Source organism: Pseudomonas oryzihabitans (assembly GCF_032027545.1).
GTDB classification, from domain to species: Bacteria; Pseudomonadota; Gammaproteobacteria; order Pseudomonadales; family Pseudomonadaceae; genus Chryseomonas; species Chryseomonas oryzihabitans_F.
In genome coordinates this window covers 47422-67949 of sequence record NZ_JAVSJB010000015.1, presented here as the reverse complement: position 1 = coordinate 67949, position 20528 = coordinate 47422, and the positions used below count along the sequence as shown (strand labels likewise).

General features: G+C 65.9%; 15 protein-coding genes, 2 tRNA genes and 2 pseudogenes. 16 read left to right on the top strand and 3 right to left on the bottom strand.

Translation table 11 applies throughout. The features are described 5' to 3' along the window. Nucleotides 1-16: 16 nt before the first annotated feature. The 6 genes and pseudogenes from hflK (at nt 17) to RND78_RS28395 (ending at nt 7036) form a co-directional block, all read left to right on the top strand. Nucleotides 17-1204 carry an FtsH protease activity modulator HflK gene (gene hflK, locus RND78_RS20710; RefSeq protein WP_312731796.1) on the top strand — a complete coding sequence of 396 codons (1188 nt, stop codon included), beginning with the start codon at nt 17-19 and terminating at the stop codon, nt 1202-1204. Then, on the top strand, nt 1204-2073 hold the full coding sequence (hflC, locus tag RND78_RS20705; RefSeq protein WP_312731795.1) for a protease modulator HflC: 870 nt from the start codon (nt 1204-1206) through the stop codon (nt 2071-2073). Before hflK ends, hflC begins: the two co-directional genes overlap by 1 nt. A gap of 268 nt (nt 2074-2341) precedes the next feature. Next, nucleotides 2342-3529, top strand: coding sequence for an ATP phosphoribosyltransferase regulatory subunit (locus RND78_RS20700; protein ID WP_312731794.1), 1188 nt, complete (start codon nt 2342-2344; stop codon nt 3527-3529). A 78-nt stretch (nt 3530-3607) separates the two neighbouring features. After that, nucleotides 3608-4903, top strand: coding sequence for an adenylosuccinate synthase (locus RND78_RS20695; protein ID WP_312731793.1), 1296 nt, complete (start codon nt 3608-3610; stop codon nt 4901-4903). Between the two features lie 198 nt (nt 4904-5101). Next, a pseudogene (locus RND78_RS28400) lies at nt 5102-6178 on the top strand (HAMP domain-containing protein); the annotation flags it as partial. 186 nt (nt 6179-6364) lie between these two features. Next, nucleotides 6365-7036, top strand: coding sequence for a methyl-accepting chemotaxis protein (locus RND78_RS28395; protein WP_409457092.1), 672 nt, complete (start codon nt 6365-6367; stop codon nt 7034-7036). Nucleotides 7037-7124: 88 nt separating this feature from the next. Here the strand turns inward: RND78_RS28395 and RND78_RS20685 are convergent. After that, nucleotides 7125-7211, bottom strand: a tRNA-Leu gene (locus RND78_RS20685). Between the two features lie 111 nt (nt 7212-7322). Then, a tRNA-Leu gene (locus RND78_RS20680) sits at nt 7323-7409 on the bottom strand. A 213-nt stretch (nt 7410-7622) separates the two neighbouring features. Here RND78_RS20680 and rnr point away from each other — a divergent pair. From rnr to RND78_RS20630, 10 genes and pseudogenes are all read left to right on the top strand, one after another. Continuing rightward, nucleotides 7623-10034, top strand: a pseudogene (gene rnr / locus RND78_RS20675) (ribonuclease R); the annotation flags it as partial. A gap of 1010 nt (nt 10035-11044) precedes the next feature. Next, nucleotides 11045-11800: a 23S rRNA (guanosine(2251)-2'-O)-methyltransferase RlmB gene (gene rlmB, locus RND78_RS20670; protein WP_312731790.1), complete on the top strand. Its 756-nt coding sequence runs from the start codon at nt 11045-11047 to the stop codon at nt 11798-11800. 126 nt (nt 11801-11926) lie between these two features. Further along, on the top strand, nt 11927-12301 hold the full coding sequence (locus RND78_RS20665; RefSeq protein WP_312731789.1) for a response regulator: 375 nt from the start codon (nt 11927-11929) through the stop codon (nt 12299-12301). 182 nt (nt 12302-12483) lie between these two features. Further along, the gene (gene rpsF, locus RND78_RS20660) at nt 12484-12900 is read left to right on the top strand and encodes a 30S ribosomal protein S6 (protein ID WP_058768704.1); all 417 of its coding nucleotides are present in this window, start codon (nt 12484-12486) and stop codon (nt 12898-12900) included. A gap of 26 nt (nt 12901-12926) precedes the next feature. Further along, nucleotides 12927-13157, top strand: a complete 231-nt coding sequence (rpsR, locus tag RND78_RS20655) for a 30S ribosomal protein S18 (protein ID WP_058765609.1) — start codon at nt 12927-12929, stop codon at nt 13155-13157. Nucleotides 13158-13192: 35 nt separating this feature from the next. Next, on the top strand, nt 13193-14083 hold the full coding sequence (locus tag RND78_RS20650; RefSeq protein WP_312731786.1) for a hypothetical protein: 891 nt from the start codon (nt 13193-13195) through the stop codon (nt 14081-14083). Nucleotides 14084-14103: 20 nt separating this feature from the next. Next, nucleotides 14104-14550 carry a 50S ribosomal protein L9 gene (rplI, locus tag RND78_RS20645; RefSeq protein WP_059231672.1) on the top strand — a complete coding sequence of 149 codons (447 nt, stop codon included), beginning with the start codon at nt 14104-14106 and terminating at the stop codon, nt 14548-14550. A gap of 150 nt (nt 14551-14700) precedes the next feature. Continuing rightward, complete coding sequence (dnaB, locus tag RND78_RS20640) at nt 14701-16095, top strand: replicative DNA helicase (RefSeq protein ID WP_158896716.1); 1395 nt, start codon at nt 14701-14703, stop codon at nt 16093-16095. Beyond that, nucleotides 16095-17108: a D-alanine--D-alanine ligase gene (locus RND78_RS20635; protein ID WP_312731783.1), complete on the top strand. Its 1014-nt coding sequence runs from the start codon at nt 16095-16097 to the stop codon at nt 17106-17108. Before dnaB ends, RND78_RS20635 begins: the two co-directional genes overlap by 1 nt. Before the next feature lie 258 nt (nt 17109-17366). Further along, entirely contained in the window at nt 17367-18848 is a 1482-nt protein-coding gene (locus RND78_RS20630; protein WP_312731782.1) for a glucosyltransferase domain-containing protein, read from the top strand. Nucleotides 18849-19132: 284 nt separating this feature from the next. Here RND78_RS20630 and RND78_RS20625 read toward each other — a convergent pair whose 3' ends face one another. Next, nucleotides 19133-20509, bottom strand: coding sequence for an amino acid permease (locus RND78_RS20625; protein ID WP_312731781.1), 1377 nt, complete (start codon nt 20507-20509; stop codon nt 19133-19135). Nucleotides 20510-20528: the final 19 nt, after the last annotated feature.

The following is a 20528-nucleotide window of genomic DNA, read 5'->3' as shown; positions in this document are numbered from 1 at the left end:
CAGTAGGGAGAGCGCTATGGCTTGGAACGAGCCCGGTGGCAACTCGAATAATCAAGACCCCTGGGGCGGCCGCAACAACGGCGGTGGCAACAATGGTGGACGCAAGGGGCCGCCGGATCTCGACGAAGCCTTGCGTAAATTTCAGGACCGCATCAACCGCCTGGTCGGTGGCAAGAAGCGCTCCGGCGGCAGCGACGGCAGTGGCCTCGGCTCCGGTGGCGGCAAGGGCCTGCTGCTGCTCGGCGTGGTGCTGGTCGGTGCGCTCTGGCTGTACAACGCCGTCTACGTCGTGGACGAGCAGGAGCAGGCGGTGGTGCTGCGGCTGGGCAAATACCACGATACCGTGGGCCCGGGCCTGAACATCTACTTCCCCCCCTTCGAGACCAAGTACCAGGAAAACGTCACCCGCGAGCGGGCCTACAGCAAGCAGGGCGCGATGCTGACCCAGGACGAGAACATCGTCGAGGTGCCGCTGACGGTCCAGTACCGCATCACCAATCTCAAGGACTTCGTCCTCAATGTCGACCAGCCCGAAGTGAGCCTGCAGCAGGCCACCGACAGCGCGCTGCGCCACGTCGCCGGTTCGTCGACCATGGACCAGTTGCTGACCGACGGCCGCGAGCAGGTCGCTACCAGCGTCCGCGAGCGGCTGCAGCGCTTCCTCGACACCTACGGCACTGGTATCACCGTGACCCAGGTGAACATCCAGAGCGCCTCGGCGCCGCGTGAGGTCCAGGAAGCCTTCGACGACGTCATCCGGGCCCGCGAAGACGAGCAGCGCGAGAAGAACCAGGCCGAGGCCTATGCCAACGGCGTGATCCCCGAAGCCCGCGGTGCTGCCCAGCGCATCATCGAGGAAGCCAACGGCTACCGCGACGAAGTCGTCGCTCGCGCCCAGGGTGATGCGTCGCGCTTCAGCCAACTGGCGGTCCAGTACGCGCTCAATCCGCAGCTGACGCGCGAGCGTCTGTACATCGAGACAATGCAGGAAGTGCTGGGTCAGTCGAGCAAGGTCATGGTCACTAGTCAGGCCGGCCAGAACCTACTCTATCTGCCGCTTGACAAGCTGATGCAGAACCGCGCCCCGGCGCCGACCTCGGCCATCAGCAGTGGCGCGGCTCCGGCGGCGTCCAGCGATACGGCCGCCTCGGTCATTCGCAATCTGCCGCAGTCCACCGAGCCGCGTACCAGGGAGAGCCGCTGATGAGCAATAAATCACTGGCCGCGCTGATCGTCGTGGTCGTCCTGGGCCTGGGCGCCTGGAGCAGTCTGTTCATAGTGAAGGAGACCGAGCGGGCGGTGATGCTGCGCTTCGGTCGCGTGGTCGAGCCCAACCTGGAGCCCGGTCTGCACTTCAAGATTCCCTACGTCAATCGCGTGCGCAAGTTCGATGCCCGCCTGCAGACCCTCGACACCCCGACCCAGCGTTTCCTGACGCTGGAGAAGAAGGCTGTCATGGTGGATGCCTATGCCAAGTGGCGCATCTTCAATGCCGACCGCTACTACACCGCCACCTCGGGTCTCAAGCAGATCGCCGACGAACGTCTGCTGCGCCGCCTGGAGGCAGGACTGCGTGACCAGTTCGGTCGTCGCACCCTGCATGAGGTGGTCTCCGGCGAGCGCGATGCCATGGTCGGCTCCCTGACCGCCTCGCTGAACAAGATGGCCAACCAGGAGCTGGGTATCGAGGTACTGGACGTGCGCGTCAAGGCCATCGACCTGCCCAAGGAAGTCAGCCGTAGTGTCTACGAGCGGATGAGTACCGAGCGTGAGCGGGAAGCCCGCGAGCACCGGGCCAAGGGTCGCGAGCTGGCCGAAGGCATTCGTGCCGATGCCGATCGTCAGCGCCGTGTGCTGCTGGCCGAGGCCTATCGCCAGGCCGAGCAGGCCCGCGGTGAAGGTGACGCCCAGGCGGCCCAGGTGTATGCCCAGGCCTACTCGAAGAATCCGGCGTTCTTCTCCTTCTATCGCAGCCTGCAGGCCTACCGCTCCAGCTTCTCCAGCAAGAGCGATGTCCTGGTGCTGGATCCGAAGAGCGATTTCTTCAAGTATTTCCAGAGCCCAGGGCAGTGATGACCGGGGGGGACGACGACTAGGCAAGCGCGGTACGCCGCGCTCGTCGTTCCTCCCCGATCGCCGATTTTTTCGTGTTATCATGAATCAGCCGGGGCCATCCCCGGCTTTTTTGCGTCCGTACGAAACCCGTGGAAGGGCGACGCCCTGGCTGATCCGGGTAGCAATCCACGGCAAAGCGGCTCGATCCGGCCGATGACTCCCCTGCGAGTCCATCGCGCCGACCGTGTTGGCCGCGTGCCGATCCATGACATGGAGAAGAGGCCTAATGGCTACGGTAGACCGCTGGCTGCTGCCTGACGGTATCGAGGAAATCCTGCCGCCCGACGCGGCGCGCATCGAAGGCGCTCGGCGCCGGGTGCTGGAACTGTTCCATTGCTGGGGCTACGAGTTCGTCATCACCCCGCACCTGGAGTTTCTGGAATCGCTGCTCACCGGCGCCGCCCAGGAACTGGAGCTGCGCACCTTCAAGGTGACCGATCCCAGCTCCGGGCGCCTCATGGGCTTCCGTTCCGACATCACGCCCCAGGTCGCGCGCATGGACGCCCATAGTCTCAAGCATGACGGCGCCAGCCGCCTGTGCTACGCGGGCAGCGTGTTGCACACCCGGCCGCGGGCCTTGTCCACCTCCCGCAGCCCCATCCAGGTCGGCGCCGAACTCTATGGCGTGCCGGGCAGCGAAGGAGATCTCGAAGTCATCAGCCTGATGCTCGACGTGCTCGAGCAGGCCCAGGTGCCTGATGTCCACATGGACCTCGGCCACGTGGGTATCTACCGTGGCCTCTGCCAGGTTGCCGGTGTCTCCGGCGCCAGCGAGCAGGAGCTGTTCGACGCCCTGCAGCGCAAGGCCGTCGATGAGATCGATCAACTGACCGCCGACCTGCCCGCTGCGTCGCGTGGCTGGCTGCGGGCCCTGGTGGAACTCAGCGGCGATGCTGCCGTGCTCGGCCAGGCGCGTCAGCGTCTGGCCGGTGCCCCGGCAGAAGTACTGCGGGCGTTGGATGAACTGGTCGCGCTGGCCGAGTCGTTGCAGAGTCGTTTCCCGAGCGTGCCGCTGTATTTCGACCTCGGCGAATTGCGTGGCTACCACTACCACACCGGTGTGGTCTTCGCCGCCTTCGTGCCGGGTACCGGGCAGTCCATCGCCCAGGGTGGCCGTTACGACAATATCGGCGCCGATTTCGGCCGTTCGCGGCCGGCGACCGGCTTTTCCACCGACCTCAAGACCCTCGTCGAACTGGGTACCGCTGTGCTCGAAGAGCCGCGGCGCGGTATCTGGGCGCCGGCCGGGCACGGTGCGCCGCTGTGGCAGGCCGTGCGCACGCTGCGGGCTGCCGGCGAGCGCATCATCCAGGCCACCAGCCTGGAAGACGAAGCCCAGCTGCGCGCTGCCGGTTGCGACCGGCGGCTGGTCGAGCGGCAGGGCGTCTGGGTGGTGGAACCCTTGAATTCCTAAGCACCGGATCCTGCATCCGGGTGATCGTGAGCATCGTCGGCCTGGCCGACAGAAATCTTCCTGACAGGGGATAAGGTTATGGGTAAGAACGTCGTCGTCCTGGGCACCCAGTGGGGTGATGAGGGCAAGGGCAAGATCGTGGACCTGCTGACCGACCAGGCCGCTGCCGTGGTGCGTTATCAGGGTGGCCACAACGCCGGCCACACGCTGGTCATCGATGGCCAGAAGACCATCCTGCGGCTGATTCCCTCGGGCATCCTGCGCGCCGACACCCAGTGCCTGATCGGCAATGGCGTGGTGCTCTCGCCGGAGGCCCTGTTCAAGGAAGTCGGCGAACTGGAAGCCCGTGGCGTCCCGGTGCGCGAGCGTCTGCGCATCAGCTCGGCCTGTTCGCTGATCCTGCCCTACCACGTGGCCCTGGACCAGGCGCGCGAGAAGGCCCGCGGCGAAGCCAAGATCGGCACCACCGGTCGCGGTATCGGCCCGGCCTACGAAGACAAGATCGCCCGTCGCGGCCTGCGCGTCGGTGACCTGTTCCACCCCGAGCGCTTCGCCGCCAAGCTCAAGGAAGTGCTGGACTACCACAACTTCGTCCTGCAGAACTACTTCAACGAGCCGCCGGTCGACTTCCAGAAGACCTACGACGAAGCCATGGAACACGCCAAGGTCATGCAGCCGCTGGTCATGGACGTCGTCAGCCGTCTGCACGAGCTGCGCAAGGCCGGTGAGAACCTGATGTTCGAAGGCGCCCAGGGCACCCTGCTGGACATCGACCACGGCACCTATCCCTTCGTCACCAGTTCCAACACCACCGCCGGTGGCGTGGCGACCGGTTCTGGCGTAGGTCCGCTGTACCTGGACTACATCCTCGGCATCACCAAGGCCTACACCACCCGCGTCGGCTCCGGTCCCTTCCCGACCGAGCTGTTCGACGAGACCGGTGCCTACCTGGCCAAGCAGGGCCATGAGTTCGGCTCCGTGACCGGTCGTCCACGCCGTTGCGGCTGGTTCGATGCCGTCATCCTGCGTCGCTCCATCGAGATCAACAGCATCTCCGGTCTCTGCCTGACCAAGCTGGACGTACTCGACGGCCTGGAAACCGTGCGCATCTGCACGGGTTACAAGGATGCCGCCGGCAACCTGTTGACCGAAGCCCCCACCGACGCCGACAGCTACGCGGGTCTGCAGCCGGTCTACGAGGACATGCCGGGCTGGAGCGAATCCACCGTCGGTGCCCAGAGCATCGAGGCACTGCCGGCCAATGCCCAGGCCTACATCCGTCGCATCGCCGAGTTGGTCGAGGCGCCGATCGACATCGTTTCGACCGGTCCTGATCGCAAGGAAACCATCGTGCTGCGCCATCCTTTCGCCTGATGCGCTAAAAGGATGCAGTTCGCAAAGCCCCGTCCCGCGGGGCTTTGTGCTTTCCGGGGGCAAGCCTTTCGGCCATCTGCCGGTAATGGCCGCTGGTCTAGAATGGCCAGCAAATTGCTATGACAACTGATCACTTGACTCCAGCTCGCGAGTAGTTGGCCGACAGTCTGTAATCGTCCTTTGTCGCCGGAGACCCCCATGTCGTTTCTCTTGTCGTTGCTGCGCAGTCGGCTGTTGTTGCCGGTGTTCATCAGCCTGTTGCTGGCGGTCGTCATCCAGGTCGCCCTGGCGGTGTGGTTGACCCAGGGCGCGGTGCGGGATCTGCAGCTCGGCCTGGCCGAGCGTCTGTCCGGGGAGTCCGAGCGCCTGGCCGATACGCTGCGCCAGGCGGGGAGCGAGGTGGGTGGTAGCCTGGCTGAACTGGCTGGCCAGACGCGTGGGCGCCTGGCCGAGGGGCTGTCGCAGCGCTTGACTCGCGAGCGGGAGCAGGTGGGAGAAACCCTGACCGATACCCTGAAGGGTAATGCGAAGAACCTGGCGGAGCTGCTGGCCGGGGTATCGCCCAAGGCGATGTGGGATGCCGATGTACCGGCGCTCTCCGATCTGGCGCGGCGGGCCCAGAGCAATCCCGATGTACTCTTCGTGATCTTCCAGGATGCTCAGGGCCAGAACCTGACGCGCTATCTCAATCGTCAGGATGCCCGTATCACCCATTTGCTCGAGGTGGGCCAGGGCGAGGGCGCCCTCGCCAAGGTGCTTGACGCGGCGACCCGCGACCCGTCCGTGTATCGCGTAGACGCCTCCATCAGTCCCAATGGCGTGGAGATCGGCAAGGTGCTGGTGGGGATTTCCACGGCGTCCATCGAGCGCGCGGGTGCCAAGCTGGACAAGAGTTTCAAGAGCCTGATCGATGATGCGGGCGGCCTGGTGTCTTCCAGCGTGGCGGAAGCTGCCAAGGGCAGCACCGCCACCCTGGCCGCGCGCCTGGAGGGCACTCGTCAGACGGCCCTGGCGATGAGCCGCAATGCCAGTGATACGGTGGCCTCCATGGCCGCTGCGCTGCGCTGGCAGATCGCCCTGGGGCTCGTGCTGGTCGGCGTGGTCATGGTTCTGGCGGTGGCCCTGGTGCTGGGCCGGCGTGTGCTGCGACGTATCGGCCTGCTGCAGCGGGCGCTGGACGATCTGGTGGCGGGGGAGGGCGATCTCACCCGGCGGCTGAAGCTGGGCGAGGGGGACGAGATCCAGGCGCTCGGCGGAGCGGTCGACCGCTTCATCGCCAAGTTGCAACCCTTGGTGGGCGAAGCCCATCGGGTCGCCGAGCGCACCGGCGAGGAAATTCGCGGCCTGGCCGGCAGCAGTGCCACGGCCGAGGCCGCGGCCGAACGGCAGCGTGAAGAGGTGGCCCGCAGTCTGGAGGCGCTGTCCGGCATCGCCGAAGAGGCCCAGGGCGAAAGTGCAGCCATGCAGGGCGCGCTGCAGCAGGTGGAAGCCATTCGCAGCTCCACCCAGAGCAATGCGCGGATCGCCAGCCAGGTGGCCCAGGGCATCGAGGGTCTGGTGACCCAGGTCGAGTCCGGGGCCAAGGTGATCGAACGCCTGGCCGAGCAGAGCGAGCAGATCGAGGTGGTGCTGGACGTGATCCGTGGCATCGCCGAGCAGACCAATCTCCTGGCGCTCAACGCTGCCATCGAGGCGGCGCGGGCCGGGGAGAGCGGGCGGGGCTTCGCGGTGGTCGCCGATGAAGTCCGGGCGCTCGCCAGCAAGACCCAGGAATCCACCGGCAGCATCCGCTCCCATATCGCCGGATTGCAGGACGGCGCCCGCGAGGCGGTGGCGGCCATCGGCGAGGCCCGCCAGCAGGCGGGTAGCGGCCTGGTCATGCTGCGCGACAGCAATCGCATCCAGCAGGACGTCCATCTCGCGGTGGACCAGGTGCATGCCAGCATGACCACGGCCGCCCAGGCGGCCCGGCGGCAGGCGGAGGGGGCTGCGGCGGTACGGCTGCGCGTCGAGGTTATCCATGGCGAAGCCCTGAAGGCAGCCGAGTCGATGGCGGCTACCGCTCGCGGCGGGCGGACCCTGGCGGAGCTGGCGGGGCAACTGCGCGGCAGCCTGGGGCAGTTCAAGGCGTAGGGAGGGGCAGCGCTTTTTCGCGGGCAAGAAAAAACCGGCCGGAGCCGGTTTTTTCTGTACGTCCGATTCAGGATCGTCCGTTTGGTATTGGTGCCCAGGAGAAGACTCGAACTTCCACGGTGTTGCCACCGCTAGGACCTGAACCTAGTGCGTCTACCAATTCCGCCACCTGGGCCTGCAGTGCGACTTCTGGTCGCTTCCGTCGCCCTTGCGGGTTTCAGGATTAAAAAACCGGCTAGCGCCGGCTTTTCGTCGACCGATCTGCAACTCGATCGACTATAATGAGTGGTGCCCAGGAGAAGACTCGAACTTCCACGGTGTTGCCACCGCTAGGACCTGAACCTAGTGCGTCTACCAATTCCGCCACCTGGGCACTCAGTGCGATGATCACTCATCGACTCCGACGTCGCAACTGCTCACGCCGTCGTGGGGCGGCACTTTACTCAGGGGGCGTTTGCTTGTAAACCCCTGCTGCGAAAAATATTTTTATTGAGCATGGCAGGCTAACTATTGCGCGGTTTTCACGCTTCAATAGGCGCCATGACAGCTCCCAACGAACACAGACACAGAAGGTAACCCCAGACTGATGGCCGATTGGCAATCCCTCGATCCCGAGGCCGCCCGGGAAGCGGAAAAGTACGATAACCCCATTCCGAGTCGCGAACTCATTCTGGCTCACCTGGCCGATCGCGGCGCCCCGGCCACCCGGCCGCAACTGGCCGAGGAATTCGGCCTCGTCACCGAAGACCAGCTCGAAGCCCTGCGGCGGCGCCTGCGCGCCATGGAGCGCGATGGCCAGGTGATCTACACCCGCCGTGGCGCCTATGCACCCATCGACAAGCTCGATCTGGTGCGCGGTCGCATCGCCGGCCACCGCGATGGCTTCGGCTTCCTGATCCCCGACGACGGCAGCGACGACCTCTTCCTCAGTCCGGCGCAGATGCGTCTGGTGTTCGATGGCGACATCGCCCTCGCGCGGGTCGCCGGCCATGATCGTCGCGGTCGTCGCGAAGGCGGCCTGGTCGAGGTGGTCAGCCGCGCCCACGAGTCCCTGGTCGGCCGGTTCTTCCAGGAGAGTGGCCTGGCCTACGTGGTGCCCGACAATCCGAAGATCGGTCAGCAGGTGCTGGTGCCCGAGGGCAAGCACGGCGGCGCCGCCCACGGCCAATTCGTGCAGGTGCGCATCGATGAGTGGCCCACCACCTTCCGCCAGGCCCAGGGCGAGGTGATCGAGATCCTCGGCGACTACATGGCGCCGGGCATGGAGATCGAGGTCGCCCTGCGCAGCTACGACATCCCCCACGAGTGGCCCAAGGCCGTCGAGAAGGAAGCCGCCAAGCTCAAGCCCGAAGTGGATGAGAAGGACAAGCAGAAGCGCATCGACCTGCGCCAGCTGCCCTTCGTCACCATCGACGGCGAAGATGCCCGCGACTTCGATGATGCCGTCTACGCCGAAGCCAAGAAGTCCGGCGGCTGGCGGCTGTACGTGGCCATCGCCGACGTCTCCCATTATGTGAAGGTCGGTTCGGCGCTGGATGCCGAGGCGGAGAAGCGTGGCAACTCGGTGTACTTCCCCGCGCGGGTCATCCCGATGCTGCCCGAGGCGCTATCCAACGGCCTCTGCTCGCTCAATCCGCAGGTCGATCGCCTGGCCATGGTCTGTGAGGTGACCATCGCCGCCTCCGGCCGGATGACGGGCTACCAGTTCTACGAAGCGGTCATCCATTCCCACGCGCGCCTGACCTACAATAAGGTCTCCGCGGTGCTGGAACAGCCCAAATCGGCCGAAGGCAAGCAGTTGCGCAAGCAGCTCGGCGAGCTGGTGCCGCACCTGGAGCAGCTCTATGGGCTGTACAAGGTGCTGCTGGCTGCCCGCCACGTGCGCGGCGCCATCGATTTCGAGACCCAGGAAACGCGCATCGTCTTCGGCGCCGACCGCAAGATCTCCGAGATCCGCCCGACCCAGCGCAACGATGCCCACAAGCTGATTGAGGAGTGCATGCTGTGCGCCAACGTGGCCACCGCCAAGTTCCTCGAGAAGCACAAGGTGCCGGCCCTCTACCGGGTCCACGACGCACCGCCCTTGGAAAAGCAGACCAATCTGCGGCAGTTCCTCGGTGAGATGGGGCTGTCGCTGACCAAGGGCAAGGCCAATCCGGTGCCGTCGGACTACCAGGCGCTGCTCCAGCAGATTCGCGAGCGACCGGACTTCCGCCTGATCCAGACGGTGATGCTCAGATCCCTGAGTCAGGCGGTCTACAGTCCGGACAACAATGGGCACTTCGGTCTCAACTACGAGGCCTACACCCACTTCACCTCGCCAATCCGCCGTTATCCGGACCTGCTGATCCATCGCGCGATCCGCAGCGTGATCCGCTCCAAGCTGGAGACCAAGCACGTCAAGCGCGCAGGCGCGACGAGCATGGCCAAGGCGCGCATCTATCCCTACGACGAATTGCGCCTGGATCAGCTCGGCGAGCACTGCTCCATGACCGAGCGCCGCGCCGACGAAGCCACCCGGGACGTCTCCAACTGGCTCAAATGCGAGTTCATGAAGGATCGCGTCGGCGAGACCTACGCCGGCGTCATTACCTCGGTAACCGGCTTCGGGCTATTCGTCGAGCTGTCCGAGGTGTTCGTCGAGGGCCTGGTGCACGTCACCGCGCTGCCGGACGACTACTACCACTTCGACAGTGTCCATCATCGGCTGTCGGGTGAACGTAGCGGGCGCAGCTATCGCCTGGGCGATCCCCTTGAGGTGGTGGTGGCCCGGGTCGATCTGGACGAACGCAAGATCGACTTCGTGCTGCCGGCCAGTGCCGGCGCGCCGCGGGTGCGTGAGGAGCGCGAGCCGCGCCGCAAGCGCGACAATCGTCGTCGCAGTGGGCCCGCTGAAGAGCAAGGCGCCGCTACGGCGGCTGAGAAACCGGCTGAGACCGTTGCGGCGGAGCCGGAACGCGAATCTCGCCGCTCGCGCAATAGCCGCCGTCGCGGTGCGCCAGCGCAAGAGCAGAGCACCGCCCCTGTTGTCGAGGCGCCCGCTGAGACCGTTGCGGCAGAGCCGGAACGCGAGCCCCGTCGTTCGCGCAATAGCCGCCGTCGCGGTGCGCCAGCGCAACAGCAGAGCGCCGCCCCGGCTGTCGAGGCGCCCGCTGAGGCTGTTGTGGCAGAGCCGGAACGCGAACCTCGTCGCTCGCGCAATAGCCGCCGTCGCGGTGCGTCAGCGCAAGGGCAGAGCGCCGCCCCGGTTGTCGAGGCGCCCGCTGAGACCGTTGCGGCAGAGCCGGAACGCGAGCCCCGTCGTTCGCGCAATAGCCGCCGTCGCGGTGCGCCAGCGCAAGAGCAGAGCGCCGCTCCGGTCGTCGAGGCACCGGCTGACACCGTTGCGGCAGAGCCGGAACGCGAACCCCGTCGTTCGCGCAATAGCCGTCGTCGCGGTGCGCCAGCGCAAGAGCAAAGCGTCGCCCCGGCTGCCGAGGCGCCGGCTGAGACAGTCGTGGCGAAGCCGGAGCGCGAACCCCGCCGCTCGCGTAGCGAGCGTCGTCGCGAGGCGTCAGCAGGACAGGAGCAGGGCGTCAGTGCGGCCGCGTCAGCGTCGGCTGCGACGATGTCGCCCGAGTTGCCGAAACAAGACGAGCCGGTGCTGGGTAATACTGACGTCAAGCGTAGTCGCGCGGTGAAGCAGGCGCTGCTGGCCGAGGCGAAGGTCGAGGGTGGCAAGCCCAAAACCAAAGGCAAGGCCAATGGCAAAGCCAAGGGTGGTGCCGACAAGGGCAAGGCCAGCGACACGGCCAAGACGCGTACCGCGCCGGCGCGGCAAGATAAGGGGGCGGTCGCCGAGGGTGCGGCGGCGGTGGAGGCCAAGGTCAAGAAAGCCAAGGCCGTCGCTGCCAAGAAGAAGTCGGCAAGCAAGCCCAAGGACGACGGCCAGGCTGCCGCCAAGGACAGGGTCAAGGCCAAGGCGAAGAAACCCCATCGCAAGGGTCAGTCGCGTCCCAAGGGTGATGCATGAGCCAGTTGGAGACCGTCTACGGTATCCACGCGGTGGAGGCGCTGCTGCGCTTTCATCCGCGGCGGGTCAAGCAGCTCTGGATCGCCGAAGGGCGGCGCGAGCCTCGGGTCGAGGCCCTGCTCGAGCTGGCCGCTGGCCAGCGCCTGGCGGCGGAGACCAAGCCGCGCGTCCTGCTCGATGAAGTCGCCGAAGGGGTGCACCAGGGCGTCGTGGCCCAGGTCAGCCCCAGTCAGGTGTGGGGCGAGGCCATGCTCGAAGAATTGCTCGACCGGGCCGAGGGTCCGCCGCTGCTGCTGGTCCTGGATGGCGTGACCGATCCGCACAACCTCGGCGCCTGCCTGCGCAGCGCCGATGCCGCCGGTGCGCTGGCGGTGATCGTGCCCAAGGACAAGTCCGCCACCCTCACCGCGGTGGTGCGCAAGGTGGCCTGCGGCGCTGCCGAGGTGCTGCCCCTGGTGGCCGTGACCAACCTGGCGCGGACCCTGGAGAAGCTGCAGAAGCGCGGCCTGTGGGTGGTGGGTACCGCTGGCGAAGCGACCCAGGAAATTTACGACGTCGACATGAGTGGGCCGACCGTGGTGGTCATGGGGGCCGAGGGCAAGGGCATGCGTCGCCTGACCCGTGAGCATTGCGATCACTTGGCGCGTCTGCCCATGGCCGGTAGCGTCAGCAGTCTCAATGTGTCGGTGGCGACCGGCGTCTGCCTGTTCGAGGCGGTGCGTCAACGACGGGCATCCGCGCCCAAAAGATAAGCGTACTGAAACGATTTAGCGCCGTTCTGGTGCGTATCGCACTATACGAATCGCGCTGCAGTACGCAGAATACCGGCTCGCCCCGTGCACGTTCGGGGCGAATCCTGCCAACAAGAGGATGCCCGCGTGAGTCAGGAGATCCAAGAGCCGGTAGGTTTGCGAGTGTTGCTCGTCGAGGACGACGCCACGCTACGTATGCTGACCACGGAAGTCATCGAAGAGTTGGATCATCAGGTCACGGCGGTCTCTTCGGCCGAGGCCGCCCTCGAACTGCTGCCCCAGGGCAATCATGATGTACTGTTCACCGACATCGGGTTGGGTGGCATGTCCGGGATCGAGTTGACCCGTCGCGCCCTGGCGATGGATCCGGCGCTGCGCATCGTCGTCGCCTCCGGCTACGCTTTCGAGCGCGAGCCCGGCATGGAGGCGCGGGTCGGGGTGCTGATCAAGCCCTACGATCTGAACAAGATCCGCCAGGCCCTGGCCGACGTGCAGCGCTGAGACCCGCACACCGGCCGACGGTCGCGTCGGTGATTGCCGCAGTTGCGCCCCTTGGCGCCCTTCTCTAGAATGTCGCCCCTTGCCTGGAGTACGTCCGTACTCCGCCGGGCAAGTCATCCGAACTATTCACTCCTTGCCTGACCGCGTTTCCGCGGCAGGCTGCAACCCGTAAGGAGCATTAAATGCGTCATTACGAAGTCGTGTTCCTGGTTCATCCGGACCAGAGCGAACAGGTGGGCGGCATGGTCGAGCGCTACACCAAGGCTATCGAAGAAGACGGTGGCAAAGTCCATCGCCTGGAAGACTGGGGCCGTCGTCAGCTGGCTTATGCCATCGACAACGTTCACAAGGCTCACTACGTACTCATGAACATCGAGTGCAGCGCCAAGGCCCTGGCCGAGCTGGAAGACAACTTCCGCTACAACGACGCCGTGATCCGTAACATGATCCTGCGCCGTGACGAGGCCGTCACCGGTCAGTCCGAGATGCTCAAGGCCGAAGAAAACCGCAACGAGCGTCGCGAGCGTCGCGAGCGTCCTGCCGAGTCCGAGTCCGAGTCCGCCGATGGCAGCTCCGACGACGCCGACAGCGCCGAGTAATCTGGATCTAGCGAGGAATCATTGTCATGGCACGTTTCTTCCGTCGTCGTAAGTTCTGCCGTTTCACCGCCGAAGGCGTGAAAGAGATCGACTACAAGGATCTCAACACCCTGAAGGCCTACATCTCCGAAACCGGCAAGATCGTCCCGAGCCGTATCACTGGCACCAAGGCCAAGTACCAGCGTCAGCTGGGCGCCGCCATCAAGCGTGCCCGTTACCTGGCCCTGCTGCCCTACACCGACAGCCACGGTCGTTGATCGACGCCTGAGCACGGATAACGGATAAACACGGCATGCGGCCTCTGGCTGAGTTCATCATGCGCGGGCGTACCCAGGCCACCCTGGTGGTGGTGTTGGGAGCGGTCGTGCCGCTGCTGTACTGGATGACGGCTGCCGGTGGCAGCCTGGTGCTGTTGCGCCGGGGACCTGCCGCGGCGGCTGGGGTGCTGATCTGGGCCCTGCTGCCGGCGCTGTTCTGGTTGTACTGGGGCGATGCCAGCATCCTGCTGGTGGTGCTGGGTTCGATGCTGCTGGCGGCGATACTGCGCCAGAGTCTGTCCTGGACGCGGGTGCTGTTGGCCAGCGTTCCCCTGGGGTTGGTCTTCGCCCTGGTGCTGGGACAGGTCTACGCCGAGGGTATCAACGAGCTGGCGGATACCATCCGCCAGATGTTGCCCCAGGTGCTGGGCCCGAGCGCGGCGCAGTTGCCGCCGGAAAAGCAGGCGCAGTTGCAGCAGTTGCTGCTGCCCGTGTTGACCGGCCTGATGGCGGCGTTCTTCCAGATCACCTGCCTGCTGTGCCTGATGCTCGGGCGTTACTGGCAGGCGGCGCTGTACAACCCTCAGGGGTTTGGCCGCGAGTTCCGGGCCCTGCGTCTGCGTCCGGCCATCGCCCTCGGCCTGCTGGCCCTGCTGGTGCTGGCGCCGAACCTGGGCAGTGGGCTTGGCCTGCTGACCCCGCTGTGCAGTGTGCCGCTGGCGTTCGCCGGTATCGCACTGCTGCACGGACTGGTGGCGGCCAAGCGCCTGGCGGGCTTCTGGCTGGTGGGGCTGTACGTGACGCTGCTGCTGTTCGGGCAGTTGATCTATCCGTTGTTGGTGATTCTGGCTGTGATCGATAGCGTGTTCGATTTCCGTGGACGGTCTGCGCAAGAGCCGCAGGGTCCTACGGACGGTGAAGGTTAAAAGTTAAGAGGAAAGACTCAATGGATGTCATCCTGCTGGAAAAGATCGCCAACCTGGGCAACCTGGGCGACAAAGTGAACGTCAAGGGCGGCTACGCCCGTAACTTCCTGCTGCCGCAGGGCAAGGCCACCGCAGCCACCGCTGCCAACGTCGAGGCTTTCGAAGCTCGTCGCGCCGAGCTCGAGAAGCAAGCTGCCGAGAAGAAGGCCCAGGCCGACGCCCGTGCCGCCAAGCTGGCTGAACTGACCGTGACCATCGCCGCCAACTCTGGCGACGAAGGCAAGCTGTTCGGTTCCATCGGCACCCGCGACATCGCCGAGGCTGTCAGCGCCGCTGGCGTCGAGCTGGACAAGAGCGAAGTTCGCCTGCCCAACGGCGCGCTGCGTAACACCGGCGAATACGACGTCGAAGTGCACCTGCACACCGACGTCGAAGCGACCGTCAAGGTGGTCGTCGTCGCTGAGTAAGCGCGCCGTCGCCTGACTGGTGGACTTGCGCCTCGGCGCCGGTCTGCCGACAATCGGGCACGTCATTGCCAAGGCAGTGACGTGCCCTTTGTCTTTTCTGCCGTTTCGAAAAACCCTTCGCCGCCCGCAATGGGGGCCCAAGACCTGCGCATGAACGAGATTTCCCTGCCCGAGCAGTACGACCTGCAGACCGCTGCCCTCAAGGTCCCGCCGCACTCCATCGAGGCCGAGCAGGCCGTGCTGGGTGGTCTGATGCTGGACAACAACGCCTGGGAGCGTGTCCTCGATCAGGTGTCCGATGGCGACTTCTATCGCCACGACCACAGACTCATCTTCCGCGCCGTGGCCCGTCTGGCCGAGCGCAACCAGCCGTTCGACGTGGTGACCCTGTCCGAACAGCTGGACAACGAAGGCCAGCTGCCCCAGGTGGGCGGCCTGGCCTATCTGGCCGAGCTGGCCAGGAACACCCCTTCGGTGGCCAACATCAAGGCCTATGCGCAGATCGTCCGCGAACGGGCCACCCTGCGGCAGTTGATCGGCATCAGCGCCGCCATCGCCGACAGTGCCTACAACCCGGAAGGGCGCGGCGCCAACGAGCTGCTCGACGAAGCCGAGCGCAAGATCTTCGAGATTGCCGAGGCCCGCCCGAAATCCGGTGGTCCGGTCGGGGTCAACGACATCTTGACCAAGGCCATCGACCGTATCGATACCCTGTTCAACTCCAGCGAAGCCATCACCGGGGTCTCCACCGGTTTCGCCGACCTGGACGAAAAGACCAGCGGCCTGCAGCCGGCCGACCTGATCATCGTCGCCGGCCGGCCGTCCATGGGCAAGACCACCTTCGCCATGAACCTGGTGGAGAACGCGGTGCTGCGCACCGACAAGGCGGTGCTGGTGTTCTCGCTGGAGATGCCCGCCGACTCCATCGTCCTGCGGATGCTCTCGTCCCTCGGTCGCATCGACCAGACCAAGGTGCGTTCCGGCAAGCTGGACGACGATGACTGGCCGCGGCTTACCTCGGCGGTCAACCTGCTCAATGACCGCAAGCTGTTCATCGACGATACCGCCGGCATCAGTCCTTCGGAAATGCGCGCCCGCACCCGGCGCCTGGTGCGCGAGCACGGCGATTTGGCGCTGATCATGGTGGACTACCTGCAACTGATGCAGATCGGTGGCAGCAGCGGTGAGAATCGGACCGCCGAGATCTCCGAGATCTCCCGCTCGCTCAAGGGGCTGGCCAAGGAATTCAACTGTCCGGTGGTGGCGCTCTCCCAGCTCAACCGCTCGCTGGAACAGCGGCCGAACAAGCGCCCGGTGAACTCCGACCTGCGGGAATCGGGCGCCATCGAGCAGGACGCCGACGTCATCATGTTCGTCTACCGGGACGAGGTGTATCACCCCGAGACCGAATACAAGGGCGTGGCGGAAATCATCATCGGCAAGCAGCGTAACGGCCCCATCGGCACCACGCGGCTGGCCTTCATCGGCAAATACACCCGGTTCGAGAATCTCGCACCCGGCAGCTACGTTTTCGAGGACGAATGATGGTCAAGGACAAGCTGAAGATCGCGGTCCTGCTCGGGGGCACCAGCGAAGAGCGCGACGTGTCCATCGCCAGCGGTGCCCAGGTGGTGGCGGCGCTGCGCCGGCGCGGGCACCAGGTCGTGACCGTGGACACCGCCCTGGGCCTGCTGGACGAGGACGCCGAACGGGCGCTGCTGGAAGCCCGCGTTGGCCTTGAACCGCCGGAGCGGACCGCCCTGGTGCGCATGCGCGGCCAGGATGCCGGTGCCGTGCTCAGCCGGGCGCAGTTGGGCGACCAGGATCTGCTGTTCCTTGCCCTGCACGGCGGGACCGGCGAGAACGGTACCCTGCAGACCCTGCTCGACCTGGCCGAACTGCGCTACACCGGCAGCGGCCGGGTGGGCAGCGCCGTGGCCATGGACAAGGACCTCAGCAAGCGGCTGTTCCGCGCCGCTGAGGTGCCTACCGCCGACTGGCTGATGGCACCGGTGGATGCCCAGGTCGTGGCCGAGACGCTGGGCTTCCCGGTGATCGTCAAGCCCAGCCAGCAGGGCTCCACCGTGGGCCTGAGCAAGGTCAATCGCGCCGAAGATCTGCAGCCGGCCATTGAGTTGGCACTGCGCTACGACCGCGAGGTGATGATCGAGCGCTTCGTCGCCGGACGTGAGCTGACCGTGGGGGTGCTGGGCGACCAGCCGCTGGCCGTGGGCGAGATCGTCCTCGGCCAAAGCGGCGTGTTCGACTACACCAGCAAGTACCAGCCCCAGGGCGCGGTGGAGGTATTTCCGGCCGAGGTGTCTGTGGAGATCGCGGAGGAAGCACGGCGCCTGGCCCTGGCCGCGCACCGGGCGCTCAAGCTCGACGGCTACAGCCGTGCGGACTTCCGCCTGGATGCCGAGGGGCGCCTCTGGTGCCTGGAGGTCAATACCCTGCCGGGCATGACCGCCACCAGCCTGCTGCCGCAATCGGCGGCGGCGGTGGGTATCGATTTCGATGAACTGTGCGAGCGCATTTGTCGCCTGGCTCTGCGATGATGAGCGCCTGCTGCGGGAAGGGCGTGACGCGCTGAACGACTCCCGCAGTGGAAGCGATCCGACCCGGTAGAGCCTGTTCCAGGCGTCGGCCGTGACTCGCTGGGGGATGGGCGTTGCTGCCAGGTACCTGCCTCCCCGGCGTCGCTGCCGCCCGCCTGCAGGCCTGCCGGAACCCGGCCGGGCAGGCGCCCGGTCGGTTGGCAGCCCCTGCCGGTACGTACCCGCAGGTCCCTCCATTCGCCGCCAGGGAGCGGAATCTTGAATCGGCCGTTGACCCCGCTACAGACCCGCCTGTTCTTCCTGATCGCCCTTCTGCTGTTCGTCCTGCCCTTCATCCTCGCCGACTTTCCCTACGTGGACGACAACTGGCGCATCCAGTTGCGCAACGGACCGGAGTGGCGCGAGCAGGGGCGGGTACTCACCGAGGTCTTCTATCACCTGCTGACCTTCAGCGGCAGCACTTTCAATCTCTTTCCGCTACCGCTGCTGATCGCTTGCTGCGCCGCGGCCTGGGCCCTTGGCGATCTGGCCCGGCACTGCTTCGGCGCACCGCGCGCCACCCAATGCCTGGCACTGCTGCCGCTGTGGTTCTCGCCCTTCTGGCTGGGCAACCTGACCTACCAGTACGACGGCCCGACCATGGCCTTGAGCCTGGTGGCGGTGATCTATGCGGTGATCTATCGCAGCCGCCATACCCTGCTGGCGTTGCTGGTGCCCGCCGTGCTGGTGGCGGCGGCCATCGCCTTCTACCAGGTGGCGCTCAACGTCTTCGTCGCGCTCTGCTGCCTGGAGCTGGTTCGCGCCGTGCAACGCCGCGAGGCACCGGAGCAGGCATTGCGACTGGTGCTGCGTCAGGGTGTACAGCTGCTGCTGGGCTGCGTGCTCTATTACCTGACGGCCTATCAGCTGGTCACCACCACCCGGCATGCCGGTCTGGGCGGTGATGTCCTGACGATCCTCTGGCAGCGGCTGGGCGAGGTGTTCCACAGCGTCGCGCTGCTGATCACCCCGGGCAATCTCTGGCTATGGGTGCTGTTCGGTGCTCTGGCGGCGGTCGGCTACGGGCTCGGCGCCTTGGCCTATGGCCGCGCCTACGGGCGGCGGGCGCTGCTGCCGTTGGTGGTGTACGGGGCCACCCTGCCGGTGCTGGCCTTCTGCGTGGCGGGCATCACCCTGCTGTTCAGCGACTTCATCCTCGAGGCCCGCACCCTGATGGGGCTGGCGGTGATCCTGACCCTGGCGCTGCTGCTGGCCCACGATCTGCTGGAGCGGCTGCAGCCGCGCCTGACCTGGCTGCTGGTGCTGCCGTTGCTGTGGATGCTGTCGCTGGCCTATGCCTACGGGCAGATCCTGTCGGTGCAGAAGGCCTTCGAGCGCGGCCTGGCGCAGGAGCTGCACCACGACCTCGCCAGCCGGCCCGAGTTGCGCCAGTTCAAGCGTATCCTCTGGACCGGTGGTCCGCTGGAGGCGACCTGGTTGCCGCTGGCCTACAAGACCCTGGAGCAACTGCCGGTGATGCCCTTCATCCTGGCGCTGTCACCGGGCAACTTCATGATCGCCGAGCGCCTGCTGGATCTGGGGGTGATCGACGATTCCGACAGCGACACCTGCACCCAGCGGGTGGCCGTGCCGGGCGCCGCCACGCGACTGGTGGACAACCTCTTCTACGATATCTGGGCGGTGGGCGAGGACGGCTGCATCATCATGAAGCCGCACCAGCCGTGGATACCCTTCGAGTAGGGGCGGGTTGGATTTGAGAGGGCGGTGGGCCGAGAGTAGCGAAGCCTAACAATGCCTGGCTTGGCTCCGCTCGTTGGGCTTCGACGATACCTCTGTCTCCGCCCACCCTACCGGCTATCGCGGCCATGGGCCGCTCCTACAGGGGGTGATGCTTTTGTAGGAGCGGCCCACGGCCGCGATGAGACAGTTACCCTTACAGTAACGGAGCGCATCTGTAGGAGCGGCCGCATCGGCGGACCGCCATGACCGCGATCAACGCCTCAAGCCAACACCAGCCGGGGCGATCAGCCCCGGCGCAGCCTGTAGCAGCCGAACAGGAAGGCCAGCCAGACCGGAATGGCGTAGACCGAGACGGCGATGCCGGGGATACGCAGCATCAGCACCAGGATCATGGCGACGAAGGCCAGGCACAGCCAGTTGGCGACCGGCGACCAGAGCGCCGGGAAGTGCGAGGTGCGGCCGGCCTGGCGTTGGGCAGCGCGGAATTTCAGGTGGGTCAGGCTGATCAGCGCCCAGGCGATCACCAGCGAAGCCACCACCAGCGACATCAGCAGTTCCAGGGCATTCTGCGGCAGCAGATAGTTCACCACCACGCACAGCAGGGTCACCGCCGAAGACACGGCGATGCCCAGCAGCGGCACGCCACTGCGGTTGGTGCGCAAGAGGGCGCGGGGTGCGTCGCCCTGTTCGGCCAGGCCGTAGAGCATGCGGCTGGTGCAGTAGACACCGCTGTTATAGACCGACAGCGCCGCGGTCAGCACCACGAAGTTGAGCAGGTGCGCGGCGGTGTCGCTGCCGAGCAGGGCGAAGGTCTGCACGAAGGGGCTGCCGGCGTAGTCGTCACCGCCGGCGCCGATGCTGCGCACCAGTTCGTCCCAGGGATGCAGCGAGAGCAGGATGGTCAGGGCGCCGACGTAGAAGATCAGGATGCGCCAGACCACCTGGTTGATGGCCTTGGGAATGACGGTGCGCGGCTGGTCGGCTTCGGCGGCGGTGATACCCACCAGTTCCAGGCCTCCGAAGGAGAACATGATGATCGCCAACACCGCGAACAGGCCGCTCCAGCCGTTGGGCAGGAAGCCGCCATGGCTCCAGAGGTTGCTCACCGAGGCTTCGGGGCCACCGGCGCCGCTGACCAGCAGCCAGAGCCCGAAGGCCATCATGCCGAGGATGGCCACCACCTTGATCAGCGCGAACCAGAACTCGGTCTCGCCGAAGGCCTTCACGTTGAACAGGTTGATGGCATTGACCAGCACGAAGAACACCAGGGCGCTGGCCCAGGTCGGTACCTCGGGCCACCAGTACTGCACGTACTTGCCCACCGCGGTGAGTTCCGACATGCCCACCAGCACATAGAGCACCCAGTAGTTCCAGCCGGAGAGAAAGCCCGGGAAACGGCCCCAGTAGCGACTGGCGAAGTGGCTGAAGGAGCCGGCCACCGGCTCCTCGACGATCATCTCGCCGAGCTGGCGCATGATCAGGAAGGCGATGAAGCCAGCGATGGCGTAGCCGAGGATCATCGCCGGGCCGGCCGACTTGAGCACCCCGGCCGAGCCGAGGAACAGGCCGGTGCCGATGGCCCCGCCGAGGGCGATCAACTGGATATGACGATTCTTCAGGCCGCGCTGCAGCTGGCCGGCGGCGGGTTGGGGCTGGGACATGGAGGGGGGTGTCTCGGTG

Coding starts and splice junctions, on each gene's coding strand:
- hflK (WP_312731796.1), top strand. CDS start 17: ATGGCTTGGAACGAGCCCGGTGGCAACTCGAATAATCAAGACCCCTGG.
- hflC (WP_312731795.1), top strand. CDS start 1,204: ATGAGCAATAAATCACTGGCCGCGCTGATCGTCGTGGTCGTCCTGGGC.
- RND78_RS20700 (WP_312731794.1), top strand. CDS start 2,342: ATGGCTACGGTAGACCGCTGGCTGCTGCCTGACGGTATCGAGGAAATC.
- RND78_RS20695 (WP_312731793.1), top strand. CDS start 3,608: ATGGGTAAGAACGTCGTCGTCCTGGGCACCCAGTGGGGTGATGAGGGC.
- RND78_RS28395 (WP_409457092.1), top strand. CDS start 6,365: ATGCAGGGCGCGCTGCAGCAGGTGGAAGCCATTCGCAGCTCCACCCAG.
- rlmB (WP_312731790.1), top strand. CDS start 11,045: ATGAGCCAGTTGGAGACCGTCTACGGTATCCACGCGGTGGAGGCGCTG.
- rpsF (WP_058768704.1), top strand. CDS start 12,484: ATGCGTCATTACGAAGTCGTGTTCCTGGTTCATCCGGACCAGAGCGAA.
- rpsR (WP_058765609.1), top strand. CDS start 12,927: ATGGCACGTTTCTTCCGTCGTCGTAAGTTCTGCCGTTTCACCGCCGAA.
- RND78_RS20650 (WP_312731786.1), top strand. CDS start 13,193: ATGCGGCCTCTGGCTGAGTTCATCATGCGCGGGCGTACCCAGGCCACC.
- rplI (WP_059231672.1), top strand. CDS start 14,104: ATGGATGTCATCCTGCTGGAAAAGATCGCCAACCTGGGCAACCTGGGC.
- dnaB (WP_158896716.1), top strand. CDS start 14,701: ATGAACGAGATTTCCCTGCCCGAGCAGTACGACCTGCAGACCGCTGCC.
- RND78_RS20635 (WP_312731783.1), top strand. CDS start 16,095: ATGGTCAAGGACAAGCTGAAGATCGCGGTCCTGCTCGGGGGCACCAGC.
- RND78_RS20625 (WP_312731781.1), bottom strand. CDS start 20,509: ATGTCCCAGCCCCAACCCGCCGCCGGCCAGCTGCAGCGCGGCCTGAAG.